Annotated in this window: 23 protein-coding genes; 11 read left to right on the top strand and 12 right to left on the bottom strand. The window is 38.6% G+C overall.

Annotation, left to right across the window (positions count from 1 at the left end):
• Window positions 1-126: 126 nt before the first annotated feature.
• Genes IX38_RS10035 through IX38_RS10025 form a run of 3 tightly spaced genes read right to left on the bottom strand, consistent with a single transcriptional unit; the run spans window position 127 to window position 1,919 of the window.
• Window positions 127-660 carry a GNAT family N-acetyltransferase gene (locus IX38_RS10035; protein WP_034704409.1) on the bottom strand — a complete coding sequence of 178 codons (534 nt, stop codon included), beginning with the start codon at window positions 658-660 and terminating at the stop codon, window positions 127-129.
• Between the two features lie 10 nt (window positions 661-670).
• Complete coding sequence (locus IX38_RS10030; RefSeq protein ID WP_034704406.1) at window positions 671-1,063, bottom strand: VOC family protein; 393 nt, start codon at window positions 1,061-1,063, stop codon at window positions 671-673.
• A 10-nt stretch (window positions 1,064-1,073) separates the two neighbouring features.
• Window positions 1,074-1,919 (bottom strand): hypothetical protein, encoded by an 846-nt coding sequence (locus IX38_RS10025; protein ID WP_131368658.1) that lies wholly within the window; start codon window positions 1,917-1,919, stop codon window positions 1,074-1,076.
• A 35-nt stretch (window positions 1,920-1,954) separates the two neighbouring features.
• Here IX38_RS10025 and pafA point away from each other — a divergent pair, with 35 nt between their 5' ends.
• The gene (pafA, locus tag IX38_RS10020; RefSeq protein WP_034704400.1) at window positions 1,955-3,601 is read left to right on the top strand and encodes an alkaline phosphatase PafA; all 1,647 of its coding nucleotides are present in this window, start codon (window positions 1,955-1,957) and stop codon (window positions 3,599-3,601) included.
• 65 nt (window positions 3,602-3,666) lie between these two features.
• Here the strand turns inward: pafA and IX38_RS10015 are convergent, their stop codons facing one another.
• The 8 genes from IX38_RS10015 to IX38_RS22970 form a co-directional block, all read right to left on the bottom strand.
• Window positions 3,667-4,797, bottom strand: coding sequence for a tetratricopeptide repeat protein (locus IX38_RS10015; RefSeq protein ID WP_034704396.1), 1,131 nt, complete (start codon window positions 4,795-4,797; stop codon window positions 3,667-3,669).
• Window positions 4,794-6,380: a response regulator transcription factor gene (locus tag IX38_RS10010; RefSeq protein ID WP_228377936.1), complete on the bottom strand. Its 1,587-nt coding sequence runs from the start codon at window positions 6,378-6,380 to the stop codon at window positions 4,794-4,796. Before IX38_RS10010 ends, IX38_RS10015 begins: the two co-directional genes overlap by 4 nt.
• Before the next feature lie 552 nt (window positions 6,381-6,932).
• Window positions 6,933-7,247, bottom strand: a complete 315-nt coding sequence (locus tag IX38_RS10005; protein ID WP_034704391.1) for a barstar family protein — start codon at window positions 7,245-7,247, stop codon at window positions 6,933-6,935.
• Window positions 7,244-7,861, bottom strand: coding sequence for a matrixin family metalloprotease (locus IX38_RS10000; protein ID WP_034704390.1), 618 nt, complete (start codon window positions 7,859-7,861; stop codon window positions 7,244-7,246). The genes IX38_RS10005 and IX38_RS10000 overlap by 4 nt, the downstream gene beginning before the upstream one ends.
• Entirely contained in the window at window positions 7,848-8,354 is a 507-nt protein-coding gene (locus IX38_RS09995) for a ribonuclease domain-containing protein (protein ID WP_034704388.1), read from the bottom strand. The genes IX38_RS10000 and IX38_RS09995 overlap by 14 nt, the downstream gene beginning before the upstream one ends.
• A 35-nt stretch (window positions 8,355-8,389) precedes the next feature.
• A complete protein-coding gene (gene nadE / locus IX38_RS09990; RefSeq protein WP_034704386.1) occupies window positions 8,390-9,184 on the bottom strand; it encodes an NAD(+) synthase in 795 nt (264 codons plus the stop codon).
• 318 nt (window positions 9,185-9,502) lie between these two features.
• Complete coding sequence (locus tag IX38_RS09985; protein WP_034704383.1) at window positions 9,503-10,036, bottom strand: GNAT family N-acetyltransferase; 534 nt, start codon at window positions 10,034-10,036, stop codon at window positions 9,503-9,505.
• An 8-nt stretch (window positions 10,037-10,044) separates the two neighbouring features.
• Entirely contained in the window at window positions 10,045-10,215 is a 171-nt protein-coding gene (locus IX38_RS22970; protein ID WP_165570723.1) for a hypothetical protein, read from the bottom strand.
• A gap of 52 nt (window positions 10,216-10,267) precedes the next feature.
• Here IX38_RS22970 and gldB point away from each other — a divergent pair, with 52 nt between their 5' ends.
• The 10 genes from gldB (at window position 10,268) to IX38_RS09940 (ending at window position 18,183) form a co-directional block, all read left to right on the top strand.
• A complete protein-coding gene (gldB, locus tag IX38_RS09980) occupies window positions 10,268-11,251 on the top strand; it encodes a gliding motility lipoprotein GldB (RefSeq protein ID WP_084680245.1) in 984 nt (327 codons plus the stop codon).
• Window positions 11,252-11,848: 597 nt separating this feature from the next.
• Entirely contained in the window at window positions 11,849-12,175 is a 327-nt protein-coding gene (gldC, locus tag IX38_RS09975) for a gliding motility protein GldC (RefSeq protein ID WP_034704381.1), read from the top strand.
• A gap of 31 nt (window positions 12,176-12,206) precedes the next feature.
• Entirely contained in the window at window positions 12,207-12,767 is a 561-nt protein-coding gene (locus tag IX38_RS09970; protein ID WP_034704379.1) for a hypothetical protein, read from the top strand.
• 15 nt (window positions 12,768-12,782) lie between these two features.
• Complete coding sequence (locus IX38_RS09965; protein WP_034704377.1) at window positions 12,783-13,922, top strand: cystathionine gamma-synthase; 1,140 nt, start codon at window positions 12,783-12,785, stop codon at window positions 13,920-13,922.
• Between the two features lie 18 nt (window positions 13,923-13,940).
• Complete coding sequence (locus IX38_RS09960; RefSeq protein ID WP_034704374.1) at window positions 13,941-14,423, top strand: nuclear transport factor 2 family protein; 483 nt, start codon at window positions 13,941-13,943, stop codon at window positions 14,421-14,423.
• A 5-nt stretch (window positions 14,424-14,428) separates the two neighbouring features.
• Window positions 14,429-14,668, top strand: coding sequence for a GNAT family N-acetyltransferase (locus IX38_RS23440; protein WP_394331184.1), 240 nt, complete (start codon window positions 14,429-14,431; stop codon window positions 14,666-14,668).
• Window positions 14,647-14,901 carry a GNAT family N-acetyltransferase gene (locus IX38_RS23435; RefSeq protein WP_394331183.1) on the top strand — a complete coding sequence of 85 codons (255 nt, stop codon included), beginning with the start codon at window positions 14,647-14,649 and terminating at the stop codon, window positions 14,899-14,901. The genes IX38_RS23440 and IX38_RS23435 overlap by 22 nt, the downstream gene beginning before the upstream one ends.
• Window positions 14,902-14,999: 98 nt before the next feature.
• Window positions 15,000-15,506: a DinB family protein gene (locus IX38_RS09950; RefSeq protein WP_034704373.1), complete on the top strand. Its 507-nt coding sequence runs from the start codon at window positions 15,000-15,002 to the stop codon at window positions 15,504-15,506.
• Window positions 15,507-15,743: 237 nt separating this feature from the next.
• Window positions 15,744-16,292, top strand: a complete 549-nt coding sequence (locus tag IX38_RS09945; RefSeq protein ID WP_034704371.1) for an L-threonylcarbamoyladenylate synthase — start codon at window positions 15,744-15,746, stop codon at window positions 16,290-16,292.
• A 469-nt stretch (window positions 16,293-16,761) separates the two neighbouring features.
• Window positions 16,762-18,183 (top strand): CCA tRNA nucleotidyltransferase, encoded by a 1,422-nt coding sequence (locus IX38_RS09940; protein WP_034704370.1) that lies wholly within the window; start codon window positions 16,762-16,764, stop codon window positions 18,181-18,183.
• A gap of 227 nt (window positions 18,184-18,410) precedes the next feature.
• Here IX38_RS09940 and IX38_RS09935 read toward each other — a convergent pair whose 3' ends face one another.
• Window positions 18,411-19,454, bottom strand: coding sequence for a hypothetical protein (locus IX38_RS09935; RefSeq protein ID WP_034704770.1), 1,044 nt, complete (start codon window positions 19,452-19,454; stop codon window positions 18,411-18,413).
• Window positions 19,455-19,464: the final 10 nt, after the last annotated feature.

Genomic DNA, 19,464 nt, shown 5'->3' with positions numbered 1-19,464 from the left:
AAAGATTTTCAGCAAAAACTCTATGATAAAAAGTTAGAAATTTTATCGCAGATAAAATCTTTGCGCCTTAAAACGTCTTTTTTAATATAATTTGCGCCTTTGCGATTGGTCAACTATATGCTCAATTTATAAATCTAAGGTCATAAAAACAGCGGTTTCTTCCGTATTCTCATACATTCTTGTATTCAGTCCCGTAATACTGAAGCCCAGCCTTCTGTAAAACTGTATCGCAGGATAGTTGGTATTCTGCGTTTCAAGCTCAATGATCCTGCAGTTTAAGTTTCTGGCTTCCCGGACCGCATTCTTAATCAGCAGAGCTCCGGCACCTTGCCTTCTTAACTTTTCGCTGATCAGAATATCCTCAATATAGAAACTGTTGTTCCACAATCTGTGTTCGCAAATGATCCATCCGGACAACTCTTCGTCCTCAAAAACACCGAAAGAATGTTCCTTTTCAATGATCGTATTAAGCTTTTCAACATCATCCCGGTTGGTTTCCCGAATCTTAGTGTAGGGGAGCTTTTTTTCTTTTAATATGAATTCAGAAGAACCGGCCAATTCAACAGCAGAAACAGCAAGGATCTTATCCGTACTATAACCGTTAATTCCCCAATCCAGGCTGGGATTCTCAGTGAGTTTTCCTAATTTTTTTATTTCCATGTGAATCAGGTTATTGAATTTCTGTGCAGATTTCTACTAAATAATTATCCGGATCTTTAATATAAGCCACCTTTTGCCCCCAGGGTTTTACCGCAATTTCCTCATACAGGACGGCTCCGTTTTTAATGGCTTTTTCTAAAAGATTTTCCACATCATCTGTTGTAAATCCCAGTTCGATTCCGAAAGGTTTTTCTTCTGACCGGGAAGATAAAAATCCCTGCTTTACATTAGATCCGGCGAGGGGTAACGAAGCGAAAGAAAGACTGGTTTCTCCCGTAAGCAGTTCTCCGTAATCCTTTTCAGGAGTGATGAATTTTACAGAGGTGTCAAATGTGTCGCGGTAAAAATTCATTGATTTTTCAACATTTTCAACATATAAAATGACATACTTGAATTTGATCATAATTATCGGTTTATTTATTATTTAAAATATATTCTTCATCAGTGATCAGCTCCACAAAAGGACCGTTCCGCGGATAATGTTCCATTCCTCCGAAATGCCCGAAATGAAGCGGATATTGCTGTGCCAGATGATTGATTTTGTCACCCAATGAATTGATATTGACATCCTGAACGGCATTCTGCTTCTGTCTTCCGTTAGTGAAGAAAAGCATAAGATTACAGGTCTGTCCAAAATCATGTTCATAGTAATAAAATACATGGATATTTTCTTCACTGCATATTTGGATCAGACATTCAATACAATCTTTTTTCCAGACAGTTGGAAGATGACAGTCGATCCGGACAGAAAGATTTTCAGCATTGTTTTTCTTAAAATCCGAACCGGTGATCTGGATAAACTTATGTTCTATGGTTTCAAAATTTCCTTTTTCCGGGCTGAATTTTCTGTTTGATTTCACTTCAAAAGGCAGATCAAGCAGAACTGCATTGTTATGAATCAGCAGTTGTTCTATTTCTGAAACGAATTGAAAGTGCTCATCAAAAAGGGTATAATCACTGGTTGAAATAACCAACTGGTTTTCATTGATCTTAATATCCAGATAAGTATTTTTGAAACGAAGATGCAGATTTTCCAGTTCCCTGATAAGATGTTCAGGATCATTGATATAAACTACGGCTTTCAGTTCAGCGGGATTGTCGGCATGTCCCCCAAATCCTTTTAGAAACCTGAAAAACTGGAAGCGGTATAAGTTTTCGGGAAATTTAAAATACCAGTATACTCCTAAAATCATTGCTGTGTCATTGGTTAACGGACGGTTCTCAAATTTAAAGAAAATTTCACACTCCAAAACTTTCAAAACCCTTAAATTTGTGATCAACAAAAAATTACTGGATGCTTAGGAAAATTTCAATTGCGGCAGCGGCTTTATTGTCCGTAATTACAATCAATGCTCAGAAGAACAAAAATTCTCAACCGGAAAGACCCAGATTAGTCGTAGGATTGGTGGTGGACCAGATGAGATGGGACTATCTGTACCGTTTTTACGGTAAATACGGAAATGATGGCTTCAAAAGGCTCCTGAATACTGGTTACTCTTTAAATAACGTTCATATCAACTATGTACCTACCGTTACGGCTTTGGGACATACCAGCATCTATACGGGTTCCGTACCTGCGATTCACGGTATTGCCGGAAACGACTGGACGGATAAGGAAACCGGAAAAAATGTTTACTGTACAGCAGACGAAAGCGTTCAGCCGGTAGGAACAACCAATGCGAAAATAGGAAGTCATTCTCCGAAAAACCTTTGGTCTACAACTGTAACAGACGAATTAAGACTGGCTACCAATTTCCAGGGAAAAGTGATCGGGGTTTCATTGAAAGACCGTGCGTCTATTCTTCCTGCGGGTCATACACCGAACGGAGCTTTCTGGTTTGATGACAGTACCGGAAATTTCATTACGAGTACATGGTATATGAACGACCTTCCTCAGTGGGTGAAGGCTTTCAATTCCCAGAACCTGCCGGAAAAATTGGTAGCAAACGGATGGAATACCTTACTTCCGATCAGTCAGTATACGGAAAGTTCTCCGGACAATTCTGCGTGGGAAGGACTGCTTGGAAGTGCAAAAACACCTGTTTTCCCTTACAGCAATCTGGCACAGGATTACCAGAGCAAAAAAGACAATATCCGTTATACCCCTTTCGGAAATACGCTAACCCTGAAGCTTGCGGAAGCTTCCGTAGAAGGTGAAAAATTGGGAGGTGATGCAATTACTGACTTTTTAGCAATCAATCTGGCCTCTACAGATTATGCAGGCCATAAGTTCGGCCCGAATTCTATTGAAGTGGAAGATGTGTATTTGAGACTTGATCAGGATCTGGCTGAGTTTTTCAGCTACCTGGATTCAAAAGTAGGAAAAGGGGAGTATACTGTTTTCCTTTCTGCAGACCACGGTGGGGCCCATTCCGTAGGATTCCTGAAAGAGCATAAGATCACTACAGGATTTTTCGGGGAAGGAATGGAAACAGATATCAATCAAAAGCTGAAGAACAAATTCGGGGTAGATAAGCTGATCAATGCAGTAGACAATTACCAGATTTATTTTGACAGAAAGCTGATGCAGGACAATAAAATTGAACTGGATGCTCTGAGGGATTTCACGATCAGGGAATTAGAGAAAGATCCTACCGTTTTATATGCGGTATCTGTGGATAAAGTTCAGGAAGCTACCATTCCCGAACCAATCAAGCAGAGAATCATCAACGGAATCAACAGACAGAGAAGCGGAGATATCCAGCTGATCTCCCACGATTCTATGCTGCCTCCCTATGCTAAAACGGGAACTACACACAGTGTATGGAATTCTTATGATTCACACATTCCATTGATTTTCATGGGATGGGGAATTCAGAAAGGAGAAAGCAATAAAGCCTATAACATGACGGATATTGCCCCTACTGTTTCATCATTACTGAAAATTCAGTTTCCGAGCGGAAATATAGGAAATCCAATTACAGAAGTTATTGGAAAATAAAATTACAAAAAAGCATTCCGGTTCAGGAATGCTTTTTTTATTACCCATTACTCATCATTTATCATTCACGACCTTATCAGTCTCTGAATTTCCTTCCTGTATTTTAGGTTCTGTTTTCTTATCCTGAAAATTAAAGAAAGCAGCAGAGCAATGATAACAATACTGATCCCTGCAATACCTGCCGTGAGATAGTGATAACGGGTCTTCATTTCACTGCTTTTTTTAAGTGTTTCGAGGTTATGGTCGTTGATCGAATGGTTAATGGAGCTTAACTCGTTCTGCTCCCTTTGGAAACGCATTTCAAAATATTTTTTACCGTAATTCTGATAAAGGCTTTGATTGCCCATGGCCAGGTAATTTTCAGACATTTCCTTGTAGATTCCTTCATTGAGGATGAGGTCTCCGGTGTTTTTGCTGAGATCTTCAGCCTTGATCAATAACTGAAGGGCGGTTTCGTTCTCTTTCTTCTGTTTATACATTTCAGCTATACCTTTTAAAGCAAATGCTTCCAGGCTTTTCGCCTTGTTTTTCCGGGCATATTCTGCAGACTGAAGAAATGCATGGTGGGCTTTTTCAAGCTGGCCGAGATTAAGATAACAGTAGCCGATGTTATAATAGACCACGCTCATATTAGAATAGGTGGTCTGTTTATATTTTACCTTTTCAAAATTCCGAATGGAGATCAGGAATTTTTCAAGAGCAATTTCAGGATTCGACTGGCTTTTGTAAATCATTCCGCGGATAGCATAGCTTCTTGCGGTTTCAATGTGCTTTTCAGGCAGGGTATCCGGAAGTTCGGCAAGGAATTGGTCTGCTTCGTTAAGGGTTTCAAGACTTTTGCTGAAAAGTTCCATCTGCTGATATTGTATGGCGGCAGAGATCAGTACGCTGGTACGGATTTTCAGGTCATTTGTCTTTAGGGCGGCTTCTTTGGCTTTTAAAAGATAAAGTAAAGACTGGTCGAAATCTCTTTTGGCTATATTGGCGGTAGATAGCAGCTGGTAAATGCTGATCTGCCTATGGATATCGTGCTCTTTTGCAAGGAGATTTTTTCCGGTTCTGATGGCGTTGTCCGGATTATCATAGATTTCAAGACGGGCTTTTTTCATCAGAGAGTCAAAAGCTATTTTTTGCCCGGAAACAGAAACCTGGAGGCATAGAAAAATTACCGGGATGATTTTTAATATAAATTTCATGAGGTTCTGCTTTTACTGATTTCCTGGATATAAACGTTCGGAGACATTCCGGTTACAGATTTAAAAACTGTGGCAAAGGCGCTGTGTGAAGAAAATCCTGAATATTCCGCCAGATAGCTGACTTTATAGTTAAGATACACAGGATCTGTTCTCAGCAGACGGGCGATATGATTGATCCTTAATTCATTAATATAGCTGTTGAAATTTTTCCCTTTACTGCTGTTGATCACTTCAGAAAGATATTTTGTGTTCACACCCATCTGAGAAGACAGTGCGGAAAGCGTCATGCTTTTGTCGAGATAACGCTGCTGCTTTTCCCATTCTTCAAGCTTCTGGAGGATCTCATCTTCCTTTTCCTTGGAAATTTTATTCGGATCTTTTTCGGTGGCTTTAGGAACGGATTGTATTTCCTTTGAAATACTGTGAGTGTTTTTCTGTGCGGCCAGTTCCTGTATTTTCTGCTTTTCAAAAAATTCAGACTGTTTTTTGAGGTCTTTATGACTGCTTTTCAGGATCAGGAAACAGGCCAGCAGCCCGATAATAATGATCAGGAACCCTGCGGAAATCAGACTTATCCTTTTCAGCTGTTTCTGCTTTTGAAACTCCAGGCTGTTATTCTGATTGGTTTCCACCAGTTTTACGATATAGCGTATGCCTTCCCTGGTATTTGAATCTAATCCTGTCCTCAGCTCAGTATAAAGTTTATTGTACTCATGGTACTTTTCATCATTGCGAAGAGCGAAATAATTTTTGGACAACGATTCATAAATTTTCGCCTTTAAGCTGTTATACGGAATGTTTTCTATCCCGGAAAGCCCTTTTTCAAGGAGTTCAACAGCCGTATGGTAATCTTCTTTTAAAAAATAATAGCGTGACAGGTTTTCGTACGTGAGCGCCTGAAGAAAGTGGTAATCAGCATTTTTTTCAGTCATGGCAAGTGTGCTCTCCAAAATGTATTTAGCTTCGTCCGGTTTATCCTGCTTCATCAAAAAAGATGCTCTGAAAATCCTGTTTTCTATTCTAAGAATGCGGTTTTCCTGATTGTTAAAGCCGAGATAACGGTCACTTTTGCTGAGGTTTTCCAAAGCATCATCATATTTCCTGCTGATACTGAAATTAAGGGCCTGAAGCTGGTAAAGTTTAGCTGTAATGACATTCATCCTCGGGTTGTCGTCCTTCAATAATTTGTGATCCGCTAAAAGACCGGAGATAATCTGCTGAGACTGGCTGTAAAGACCCAGGTTCTGATACTGGTCTGCAAGATTGTAATCATCGGCCGCCTGAAGGAAATAGGAAAGGTTTTCTTTTTCCCGCGAATCTTCCTTCTGACTGTAAGTGTTGACGGACTGTACATAATCTCCTTTCATAGCATAAGCCTGGGAGATGATATTCTGAAGTACGATCCTGTGCTCTAAATTCTGGTCACTGATGAGCAGGCTCTGTGAGTAGCTGATGCATTCATCAGGATTCTGATATAATTTCTGAAAGGCTTTGTCGGCCAGAATACTGAAGTCGGGACCGGACTGTCCTTTGAGACCAACTGAACACAGTATGATGAACAGAAATCTGATGTTTTGAACCATACTATTCCGGCAAAACAATAATTTTTTTTTGTTTTTTCTTACAGCTTCCTTATGATCTGTCCTCAAAATAGGTTGTTGTTATAGGGTTGTGTTTTAATGTTTTATATTTTTTGCTCTTTTGAATTTCACGAATTATGTAAGCCAAAATATTTTGAAAAGATAAATATAATATTAATATTGTTTCAGCTAATTTAAAATTTTAAACTGAAGCAATTATGAAAAAGAATCACAAAATATTAATGAAAGCCTTATATACCTGCTTTATGTTGGTGCTGGTTCTGCATAGGGAATAACCCATACGGAAATAAGATCGTATAGGTGGAAATTTACAATATGGCCGGTCAGAAAGTAAAACAGACAATGCTGTGGAAGACAGAACATATATTTCTTTTTGATTAAAAGGAGATTATATTCTGCAGATTTTCGTGAAGGAGGAAATTTCGCGAAGTTATAAATGATGGAGACAGTAAAAGTAAAATTAGAAACACTTAGAAGACCTTACCAAAAAACTCGCAGGATTTTTCTGCGAGTTTTGTTTTTATGGAACTTAAATTATTCTCCGTCTTCAGTATTGTCTTCATCCTCTTCCTCTTCGTACTGTTCCAGGTAATAGGTGAAGCTGAAATCTTCTGTTTCGTCTTCTGCATCTTCAAGAGTTGACAGAAGGTCTTCAAAAATTTCAAGCTGGTCTACGGTCATGTTGACGAACTCAATGTGAAGCGGCAGTTCCAGCTCACCGGTAATGACATCGGAAAGGGCATCAAGATTGTCTCCGAAATGTTCAGGAAGTGTAATTTTTTCCTTTAATTGGGCATAAAAATCTTCGTAATCGCCTATGTCTGTAAAATCGATATATATTGTCTTCATATAGAATTAAATTTCCAGTTTTTATTGATCAAAAAAGTCTTGCATTTTTGGCAGAAATCAGTTTCCTCATCGGTAGGATTTTCACCTTCTGCATCTCTCATAAAGCATGTTTTTTCAGGGCAGTGTTTCAATCCCTGCGTATGCCCCAGCTCATGAATGGCTATTTTAAAGAACTGTTCATCTGCATTATTTTTGTTCAGCCTGAATTTTGAAGCTATGCAGGCTTTTCCGGGTCTGTAGCCCAGTCCCATAATTCCGTAGTCTTTTATTTTTCCTTTAGTGACGCTGATGTCTTTTGAAGTTAATCCAACAGTTACAAAGCCCTCTTTCGTTCTGCTATTCAGAAACTTAATGATAGAATCTGCTCTGTAACGGTTTCTGTCCCTGTAATAAGCATTTTCCGGAAGATCAATCGCGTCAAGAATTTTTACATTCGGATAAATTTTCCTTATTTCTGCTGCTGTTTCAGTCACTTTTTCAGAGTTGAAATCTTTGAATGGCTGAATCAGTATGGTCATAGGTTTGCTGGTCTTTATAGGTTGCTGCTGTTTATCCGAGCATGAAAATGCTAAGAATAATGTTGCTGTGAGAGCATAAAAATTACTGCTTTTCAAAACTCTTATAATGGTTTTTAGTCAGATAAACATCTCCGTTTCCGGTGAATATGATCCGGTCAGCATTTCGGTTTCCACAGCTGTAATTCACATCAGCTTCATAATATTTTTCACCTTGGGGCAGCTTGTTTTCGCGGTTTCCGAATTTATCCCCTCCAATAGCCTTGCCAGGCAGTACCTCGCAGAGATTTCCCTTTGAAGCATCCCATCCCAGTTTTCTTGCTTCATTTTTGGTGATATAATAATCAGGAAGCTTGTGGTTCTGCTTTACGTAAGTAGTGACCGTTTTTTCTTCCGTCAACTGCTCAATGGACTGTTGGGAAGAGTTCTCAGGAATGCTTGCAGAGGTACTTCCGTAGCGGGCCGTTTCTGTTTTTATATTCTCAGCATTTCCCTTTTTGTCTGCAATAAAATTATTGTAGATATACATCACAGACATTCCGAAAAGAAGTCCCAGACAAATAAAAAATACCGATCTTATTTTACCGTTCATATATAAAGTTATAATGTATCATTCATAGCCTGTCACTAGCTTTCTCTCCATTCTTCAGGAATATCGCAAACCGGGACAGGATCTATTTTGTGTTTGGCTGCCTTGTGCATTCTGTCGAAGATTAAAAAGACCTCTTTATCACGGCCTTCATACTCATCTGCAGGCTTGGTTCCGTATTCTTTCTGGATCTTTTCCAGTTCAGGATAAGTAGCCCCGATCTGCTGTTCGTCAGTTCTGTCTACATCCCAAAGACCGTCTGTAGGAATTGCTTCCTGGATATTTTTAACCAGATTTAAAGCTCTTGCAAGAGTATAGACTTCTGTTTTGTAAAGATCTGCAATAGGAGAAACATCCACACCGCCATCACCATATTTTGTATAGAACCCGATTCCGAAATCTTCCACTTTATTTCCTGTTCCGCATACCAGAAGACCGTTGATCTGTCCGTAATAATACAGGGTAAGCATTCTAAGACGCGATCTGGTATTGGCAAAAGCCAGTTTTTCATTAGGATACAGATCATCCTTTACATCAAATGTTTTATAAAGTTCTTCGAAAGCAGGAGTAAGGTTGACAGACATAGCCTCCACATTGGGAAATTTTGATTTCAGATCATTCATGTGCTCCCAGGCACGGTCTATCTGGTCTGGCTTCTGGCGTATCGGCATTTCAATCAGAAGAGTTTTTAATCCTGTCATTGCTGCAAGAGTAGAAACCACACCGGAATCTACGCCTCCGGAAACTCCTATGACATATCCTTTTACGTTAGCTTTTACAGCATAATCCTTTAACCAGTTTACAATATGATCTATTACTTTTTGAGTCTGCATTATTTATATTTTTTTAATCTGTTTTAAATTTTTCAGGGTATTTTATTACGCCTTTTACATTTTTTAATTCGTCTTTACCGGTTCCACGGCCATTTCATTCACTTTAGGAATTTCAAACGGAAAAGAAATTCCAAAATTACTGGTTTTTTCGTAACGAAACTTAGGATAATAATTTTTATATCCGATTAAATAGCCGAACCGTCCCCCTGGTTTTTCAGCAATTGAAATGCCATAAGGAATGAGGTCTCCTCCGATTCCCTGATTCCTGAATTCACGTTTGCCGGGAAGCAGCCAATTTAAATATTTTCCCTCTTGTCATCAGTAGGATGGCAGATATTTCTCACGTTTCAGCTCATACCAGTTACAGATGCCATTGGGTTCCGTGAATTCGCCGGTTTTTTCAAAGCCCAGTTTCTTTAAAATATGATTGGAACCCGCATTTTCACAATGGGCACAGGCGTAGATTACATCTGCTTTCATCTTATTGAAACCAAGCTCCAAAGATGCTTTTGCAGCCTCTAATGCATAGCCTTTTCCCCATGATTCAGGAAGATAACGGTAGCCGAGATCAAGCACGTTTTTATAACCGTTGGTTTCTTCGGTCAGTAGTTTAAGTCCGCTCCAGCCGATCAGAAGTCCGGTTTCCTTTTCAATCACAGCCAGCCTTCCCGTACCGTTTTCTTCATACTGTTTCTGGATCATTTTAATTACGCCTAAGGATTGACTCTGTTCTGTGAGTACCGGTACACCGATGTATTTCATCACTTCCGGGTTAGAATCCAGAAGAAACATCCGTTCAACATCTGTTTCTTCAAGTTTTCTTAAGATCAGTCTTTCTGTTTCTATTTTCATGGTGATAGTTATTGCTTTGTTCCGAAAATGATTATTCTGGTTTTCATTCCCTTCGGATTTCTTATATTCCCGTCTGTATTTTCACAGTTCTGATTCTGAAAATTAATTTTTTGGGCACAGAAAGGAGAAAGTTGTGAAATAATCAGGCCGAAGGTTACAAATATTTTAATTTTTCTCATCGGTTGTATTTTTAATCCTTATTTTTGTGCACTTAAATTTCATGTAAAAATAATGAAGATTTTTAGAATTATTGCCCTTTCATCTATTTTAGTTCTTGCGCTCGGTTCCTGTAAAAAAGAATCCGGAAACCAGTGGAAAGTAGAAATAAAAGCGCCCGCTGAAAAAATTGAAATGACGGATATTTCCAAAGAATTTTACAATCAGGATATTCCTCTGGACCAGTTTAAAGCTAAGTTTCCCTGGTTTCAGGGAACGGTTTCTGATGAGGATTTCGGAAAAAGAAGATCAGACACAGAAGAAATCAAGATTTATAAAGAAGCGGCCGGTAAAATAGACCAGGCGAAACTTCAGAAGGAACTTCAGGATTTGTTTTCTCATATCAAGTACTACTTTCCGCAGTTTAAAAGTCCAAAGGTTTACCTTTTTTCATCGGCACTTCAGATGATTCAGGATCCTATTTTTTACGATTCAAAAGGAAATCTTCTTTTTATAGACATCACTGGATTTATGGGGGATGGTAATGCCAATTACAAAGGACTTGAGATGTATTTTCAGAAATCGATGAACCCGCAGAATATGGTTCCCAAAGTTTCACAGGTCTTTGCAGGGAATATCGTAACAGAATCTCCTGATCATCAGAAATTCATTGATAAAGTGATTCTGAACGGGAAAATCATGATGCTCCAGGATGCCTTTCTTCCGGATACGCCGGATTATCTGAAAATGAATTATACCAGGAAACAGTACGACTGGGCCGTAGCCAATGAAGCCAATATCTGGAATTATTTCGTAGAAAGCAACCTGATCTTCGGGGACGATCCAAGACTGGTGGAGCGTTTCATTTCGCCGGGGCCATTCTCAAAGTTTTATACGGAAATCGATAATGAATCCTCACCCCGGATCGGTATTTTTACCGGATGGCAGATCTGTAAAGCCTATTTCAGGCAGAAACCGGAAACCAAGCTTGTGGATTTTTTAAAGCTTGATGCTACCAATATCTTTAATGAAGCTGTGTATAAACCTAAAACACCTTAGTATTAAAATAAATGTACCCTTCAAACTAATTTGAAGGGTATTTTTTTAATTTAAAGTGAATATTCGTCGCTTCGAGTAGATTTTTGGAAAAAATCGTATCGGGAAGTTTGTGATTCAAGAATTGTCAGTAGTTTATTCGTTCTCGATACATTTTTCACCGCTTCGCTGCGAAAAACACTCGAACTGACGGTTGAAAAGTTCAGCATTTTTTCCTGCTGATAAAAAAATTGAAGATATAAAGTCTTAATTTTTTAAATAACACCAGCTTTTAATTTAAATTGAATATTCGTCACTTCGAGTAGATTTTTGGAAAAAATCGTATCGAGAAGTTTGTGATTCAAGAGTTGTCTGTAGTTCATTGGTTCTCGATACATTTTTCTCCGCTTCGCTGCGAAAAACACTCGAACTGACGGAGTAAATTTGGTATTGGTTGAATAAGGCGTTAATTTGAACAGCTTAATTTAAAAACTCAGTATTTCCGTGTCTTAATGAAGTGAGTTTTTTTACATTAATAAGCATTTCCTGATGAAGATAACTTCGCAGAAATTTTAGATAAGCTGAAGAAGTATTAACTTTGCGGAAAAATTTTAGATTGATATGAGAAAAACTCAGATTACCATAGATGTAGAGCTGGATGAGAACCACATTCCGGAAAGTATAACATGGAACGCCGAAGACGGTGGTGTGGAAAAAGAAGAAACGAAAGCTACAATGATCTCTGTTTGGGACGATAAAACAATGGAAGCTTTAAGAATAGATCTTTGGACTAAAGAAATGCCGGTAGATCAGATGAAGATGTTCATTCATCAGATTTTGGTATCTTTAGGAAGTACTTACCAGAGAGCTACCGGGGAAGAGGATGTTGCAGAGTGGCTTGAGCAGATAGCAGACGAATTCGCTATTAAATCAGCTATCAGATCGTAATACTAAAACTCCGCACCAATCACAAAATTATATGAAAAAAGCACTTTTACTCATCAGTACAGCGGTATTGCTGGCCGCATGCGATAAAAAAACCGAAGCCGGGGAAGCAAAAATTCAGGACTCTACTGTACAGGCTGAACAACTTCCGGCTTCTGAAACCGGTGACGTTCCGGAAACTGAGAAAATTTCAGAAAACGCAGTACTGGATATCGCTTTATTTAAAGAAAAGGATATTCCTGCGGCCATGCTGAAGGGAAGTCTTCATCCTCATGACATGGAAGGTGAATCTATCATGGAGCTTGTTCCCACTATGGATGATTTCATTAAAGGAAACGGCTCAGATATTGCTTATATAGATGATTCCCTGAAAAAAATAATTCTCAGGATCAACGGAAAGTTTGAAGAACTTAAAGAGACCGGTAAAGACAGGTATGAAAACAGTGAATATCTGGCTTCTTTCACAACTACGGTACCCGATAAAGTTCCGGAAGATATAGAAGTTCTGGCGTATGCTTATAACGGAAAGCTGGAAGTGAAAAGAAAATCTGATAACGTTTCAAAAAGCCTTGATTTTTTCATGGGAGGCTTATAAAAAAATAAAAATAGTATGAATTTTAATACAAAAGTAATTCACGGAGGGCAGCACCATGAGTCTGCAACGGGTTCTGTCAATGTTCCCGTATTTTTAACTTCTACATTTGCACAGAAAAGTCCGGGAGTACATTCAGGATATGAATATTCAAGAGCTGCCAATCCTACAAGACAGGCTTTGGAAGATTCTCTGGCAAGCATTGAAAACGGGGCGAGAGGTCTTGCTTTCGGATCAGGGCTTGCTGCCATCGACTGCGTTTTGAAATTACTGAATCCCGGTGATGAGGTAGTAGCGGTAGATGACCTTTACGGAGGTACCTACAGAATGTTTACAAGACTTTTTGAAAAATATCAGCTGAAATTTACTTTCGTGAATTTTGATGATGTTTCCAAAATTGCTGATGTGATCACCGACAAAACAAAACTGATCTGGGTAGAAACTCCTACGAACCCCTTGATGAAACTGGTAGACATTAAAGCGGTAGTTGAAATAGCAAAAGGAAAAGATATTCTGGTTGCCGTAGACAATACTTTCGCGACACCTTATATCCAGAGACCGATTGATCTTGGAGCTGATATCGTCATGCATTCAGCTACGAAATACCTGGGCGGGCATTCCGATGTAATTGCCGGAGCATTGATCGCAAAAGATGCCGAAATGGGAGAAAAGCTTCACTTTATCCAGTTTGCGAGCGGTGGTATTTTGGGACCTCACGATTCTTACCTTGTTTTAAGAGGAATCAAAACCTTAGCATTAAGAATGCAGCGTCACTCAGACAACGGGCTTGCTGTAGCGAAATATCTTGAAAATCATCCTGCAGTGGATAAAGTAATCTATCCGGGATTGGAATCTCACCCTCAGTACGAACTTGCCAAATCCCAGATGAAAGAATCAGGGGGAATGGTTTCTTTCACTTTCAAATCGGGTAAAAAAGAAGATGCTATAAAATTCCTTGAAAGAGTAAGGGTTTTCACTCTGGCAGAATCATTGGGCGGAGTAGAATCTTTAGCGAATCACCCGGCACTGATGACGCATGCTTCCATTCCGGCAGATAAACGCGAGGAATTAGGCATTACAGACGATTTAGTTCGTTTGAGCGTTGGCATTGAAGATGCAGAAGATCTTATCACAGATCTTGAAAAAGCCTTTTCTTAACACTTGTAAACCAATATAATGAGAAAGATTCAGTTTTTTCTGGTCTTAAGTTTTTTCAGTCAGATGGTATACTCACAGGTAAAAACTACCGATGAGCTGTATAAGACAGCTAAAAAGCTGGACAGTCTGATATTTGATATAGGATTTAATAAATGTGATCTTTCTCATTATAAAGCTATAGTCAGCAGCGACCTGGAATTTTATCATGATAAAGGAGGAATCACTTCCGGTGAGAAAGCTTTTACCGCTTCCATTAAAAATAATATCTGTGGCGGACCCAATAAGATAAAACGTGACCTTGTACCCAATAGTATGAAAGTCTATCCTTTATACAACAATAATGTTCTGTACGCTTTCATAGAAGAAGGGGAACATGATTTCTTTGAGTTTTCCAACGGGAAATGGAATCAGGGGAGCCGGGCGAAATTTACTATTTTGTGGATACAGGAGGATAAGCAGTGGAAGATGAAAAGGGTGCTGAGTTACGATCATCATTTATAATCAATATGAAAAATACCAGAAAAGCAGCCATTGAAGACCTGGATCAATTAGCCGACTTATTTGACCAATACAGAGTTTTTTATCATAAGGAATCTGACATTCCTGCTGCTGGAAATTTTCTCAGGGAAAGATTGGAAAACAAAGATTCAGAAATTTTTGTAGCAGAAGAAGATGGCAAATTGATAGGATTTGTTCAGCTGTATCCCCTATTTCGTCCACAAGAATGCAGCGATACTGGCTGTTGAATGATCTCTATGTCAACGAAAATTACAGAGGAAAAGGCTATTCCAAAGAACTGATCGAAGAAGCAAAAGAATTATGCAGATCATCCAATGCCTGCGGAGTCCTTCTGGAAACAGGGAAAAGCAATGATGTCGGAAACCGGTTGTATCCGGCCTGCGGTTTTGAACTGTATGATTCCGTGAATTTTTATGAATGGACGAACAGGGAACAGAAAGAAAAAATTGTGAATGGTTAATCGTCAATTGTGAATAGTCAATTTGTTAATTTCACTTTACACATCATTCATCAATTATAATTGTTCACTTATCATTAATAACTTATAACTCAAAAAACATGTCTGATTTTCAAAAATACGTAAAGAGATATTTAGACCAGATCCCTTCTGAAAATTGGATCGGAGAACTAAAAAAATCCGGAGATAAAACAGTAGAAATATATGCTGATCTTACAGAAGAACAGTCTCTTTTTGCTTACGCAGAAGGAAAATGGACGCTGAAAGAACTTTTACTGCATTTATCCGATACTGAAAGGATATTTCAATATAGGATTTTAGCTTTTGCTAGGGGAGAAAAAGCAGAACTGCCGGGCTTTGATGAAGAAAAGTATGCTGCCAATTCTTTTGCTGATAAAAGATCTCTGGAATCCCTGATAGAAGAATATCAGCTCGTAAGGAAATCTTCCCGAATCATGCTGGAAACCTTTGAGCCGTCTGTATTGAGCAACACAGGTACAGCTAATGGAAATCAACTGGCTGTAGAAACCATCGGGAAACTGATTGTGGGACACAATTATCACCACTTGAGTATCATTGAAGAAAGATATTTACCGGGATTGAAATAGATAGATTTAGAGCCAGGAACAGGTAATGATATATAAAAATTCAATAGGAACGGGCTAAAGCCCGTTTTTTTATGATAATCTGCTGCCAAATATGGCTTTAGCCCATTTAATAAAAAATAAAATCATTAGGCTTCAGCAAAACCTATCAATTCAACCGGCCAAAACATTTATCCCGTATTTTTTGGCTGAACCTTCCTGTTTTTTTACCTTTATACAGGTTTTATGCCTTATTAAATTATGGAAAACATTATCGAAATATTAAAATCCGGCGGAACGATCCTTTACCCGACAGATACCATCTGGGGAATTGGTTGTGATGCCACCAATACAGAAGCAGTCAATAAAATTTTTGACATTAAAAAAAGGGAAAAAAATAAATCAATGATCATTCTGGTGGAATCTGAAAAAAGACTTCAGGACCTTGTGGATGTTCCGGAAATGGCCTGGGAAATTATTGACCTTAGCGAAAAACCGGTAACCATTGTTTATGAAAATCCCCGCGGACTTCCAAAGGAACTGCTTGCTGAAGACGGAAGTATAGGGATCAGGCTGATAAAAACTGATTTCTGCAGAAAACTCATCACAAAGCTGAACAGGCCTCTCGTTTCCACCTCGGCCAATTTCAGTGGAGATAAAAGTCCGTTGAAATTTTCGGATATTTCTCCGGAAATCATTAATTTGGTAGATTATGCCGTAGAAGAGGACAGAGAGAAAGTCTCAAAATATTCAGGGTCTTCGGTAATAAAAATATGGAGTGATAACAGGATTAAAGTTCTTCGGGAATAAAAATCCGGCAATAATTCTCTCAATTTAAATCTTGTCAATATATATCGGCAGGATTTCTTTTTTTAAATTTCTATCTTTGCATTCTTCAAACTGATAAAGACATAGCATGAACTATCAAAAGTTCGCTGAAGAATGGATTCGTGCCTGGAACTCCCATGATCTCGACAATATAGTGTCCCATTTGCCGGAGATATAAGAAGTGACAACACCAATGATTGTAATGGCTACAGGAAATAAAGTATAAAAGGGAAAAGAAGCTGGCCGGGAATACTGGAAAAAAGCACTGGACAAGTTTCCAGATCAACAGCGGGTGGTGAATTCGGTGGCATTGTTTTATAAATCTATTATGGATAAGCATGCTGTGGAAATCATGTTTTTTGATGATGAAGGAAAAATTAATAAAATGTATGCCCATTATGATTAATGGAAAAGATACATTGCTAGAAAAAAGACGACCTATTTATTAACGATGAAAATTAATCTTACTCAAAATAAAAATTTAAAACTATTCAAGATCATTGCTGATGCTGCGGAAAAGAATAACCAGTCGGTGTACATTGTCGGTGGTTACGTTCGCGATCTTCTGATGAAGAGAAAAGCATCTACCGATATCGATTTTGTTACTGAACAAAGCGGTATTGAGCTTGCAGAAACTGTTGCGAAGGATATTGACCCTAAATTAAAAGTTTCTGTCTTCAAAACATACGGAACAGCGATGATCAAATACAAAGATCTTGAGCTGGAGTTTGTAGGGGCCAGAAAAGAAAGCTATACCGAGAACAGCCGTAAGCCGGAGGTAGAAGGCGGAACTCTGGAAGACGACCAGAAAAGAAGAGATTTCACCATCAATGCAATGGCAATTTCTTTAAATAAAGCGAATTTCGGAGAGCTTATAGACCCTTTCAATGGCGTTGAAGATCTGGAAAAAGGGATTTTAAGAACCCCTTTGGAACCGGCTCAAACCTATTCTGATGATCCGCTGAGGATGATGAGAGCCGTTCGTTTTGCTTCAACATTAAATTTTATCATTGAAGAAAAATCCCTTAATGCTATAAAGCAGGAAGCAGAAAGAATCAAGATCGTTTCTATGGAAAGGATCATGGTTGAATTCAATAAGATCATGATGTCTGAAAAACCTTCTGTAGGACTTGGATTAATGGAAGAAACCGGGCTTTTAAAACTGATTATTCCAGAATTGATCGAGCTGAAAGGAGTAGAAGAAGTGGAAGGGCAGACTCACAAAGACAATTTCTACCATACCTTAGAAGTAGTGGATAATATTTCTGAAAATACAGATAATCTGTGGCTTCGCTGGTCAGCATTATTACACGATATAGGTAAAGCGCCTACCAAAAAATACGTGGAAGGAACAGGATGGACTTTCCACGGACATGAATTTCTAGGCTCAAAAATGGTAAAGACGCTTTTCCATAGACTCAAGCAGCCGCTGGGAAGCGATATGAAGTATGTCCAGAAAATGGTAAAGCTTTCCTCACGTCCAATTGCACTGATCACTGATGATGCTTCGGACTCTGCATTGAGAAGACTTTTATTTGATGCCGGAGAAAATCTGGAAGACCTGTTTACCCTTTGTAAAGCAGATATTACAACCAAAAACTCCAAAAAGCAGGACAGATTCAAAAAGAATTTCGAATATGTGGCAGTGAAAATCAAAGAAGTGGAGGAAAAAGATCAGGTACGCAATTTCCAGCCGCCGATCACCGGAGAAGAAATCATGCAGATGTTTAATCTTAAACCCGGAAAAGAGATCGGGATCCTGAAAGAAAAAGTAAAAGAAGCCATTCTTGAAGGGGAGATTGCTAATGATAAAGAAGAAGCTGAAAGGTTTGTGATTGCAGAAGCTGAAAAGCTGGGACTGAAATATAATTAAAATTAAAATAGGCTGAATTTGGGATAGGATTTAAACACAAGGATAAACAAAGATTTTCGTATCCGGAACTTAGTTAAATATAAAAATGCTTCGGCGGGACAAAGTCCCGCCGAAGCATTTTATAATCAGTAAAAACAAAATCAGACCGCCTCGGAGAAGCGGCCTGATAAAAAACACAAATGATGAAAAAAAATAAAATTTATAGATAATACCGGAGTATTAATGTCTTAGTTTGCATAGACGGAATTTGAGCCTATACCTGTTGTAAACGATCTGATGATGGCTCCTGAAGTACTGTAAACCACAATTTTACTCGCCTGCGTAAATCCATTGGAATCCGAAGTGAAAATTTTGTCATTGATCACACTGAATCCATATAAAGCAGAATATGCATCAACACTGTTTGCTACAGTAAACAATGGTGCTGTAGGTGCTGTTGTAGCGCTCATATCCATTTTGTACACGTTTTTCCCTGAAGTGAAATAAAACTTACCATTGGCAATTTCAAGGTTGGTGGCGTTGGCAATACCTGTCAGAGTTGTTGTTTTTGTAATGCCGCCAGTGTTTGAGATCTCGTAGATATAAGAATCTGTAGTTCCCGTAGCAATCGCATACACATTTTGATTGCTTGAAACGATCTTGTTGATGTTTCCGGCCGGCAACGTGATTGTAGACTGAACATTGTTGGTAGAAGTATTGATATAAGTGATCTTATTTCCAAAACCGAATGAAGCATTCTGTACAAAGATATTGTTTCCCGCTTCTACAATTCTTTCAGCAGCATCTGTGAAAGTGATTTTTTTGATGAAAGAACGGTCTGAAGCTTTATAGATGCTTACATACTTATCACCTAAATATTTATCGTTTGTTACATAAATATTGTTGTTGGCAAAAGCCATATATCGCGGAGAATTAAGTTCAGCGGTAATCTCGCCATTTGCTTTAAAACTATAACGGTTTGCGATCTGGATCTTATTGGAATTATTCAATAAGAGATAAGCATTTTCACCGTTAAAAGCAACCATCTGTAAAACATCACCTAATTTCGCTCCACCGTTATTAAGTGCGAAAACATTATCCTGCTTAAGGTTAAGGTCTGCACTTACAAATGTTACGTCACCTTCAGGTTTTCCGAAAGTACCTTCATTAGCGATTAAAAAGCCGTTGCCATAGAATATTTCCTGCTCCTCATTATTATCACTGCTACAGGACACAATGCCCAGAAGAAGGGTAAAAGCAAAAAGAATAGGTAGAAATTTGTTCAGTTTCATAATATTTTTA

The organism is Chryseobacterium luteum (assembly GCF_000737785.1).
Lineage (GTDB): Bacteria > Bacteroidota > Bacteroidia > Flavobacteriales > Weeksellaceae > Chryseobacterium > Chryseobacterium luteum.
Note: the sequence above shows the minus strand (reverse complement) of the source record. Positions and strands in the feature narration are given on the sequence as shown.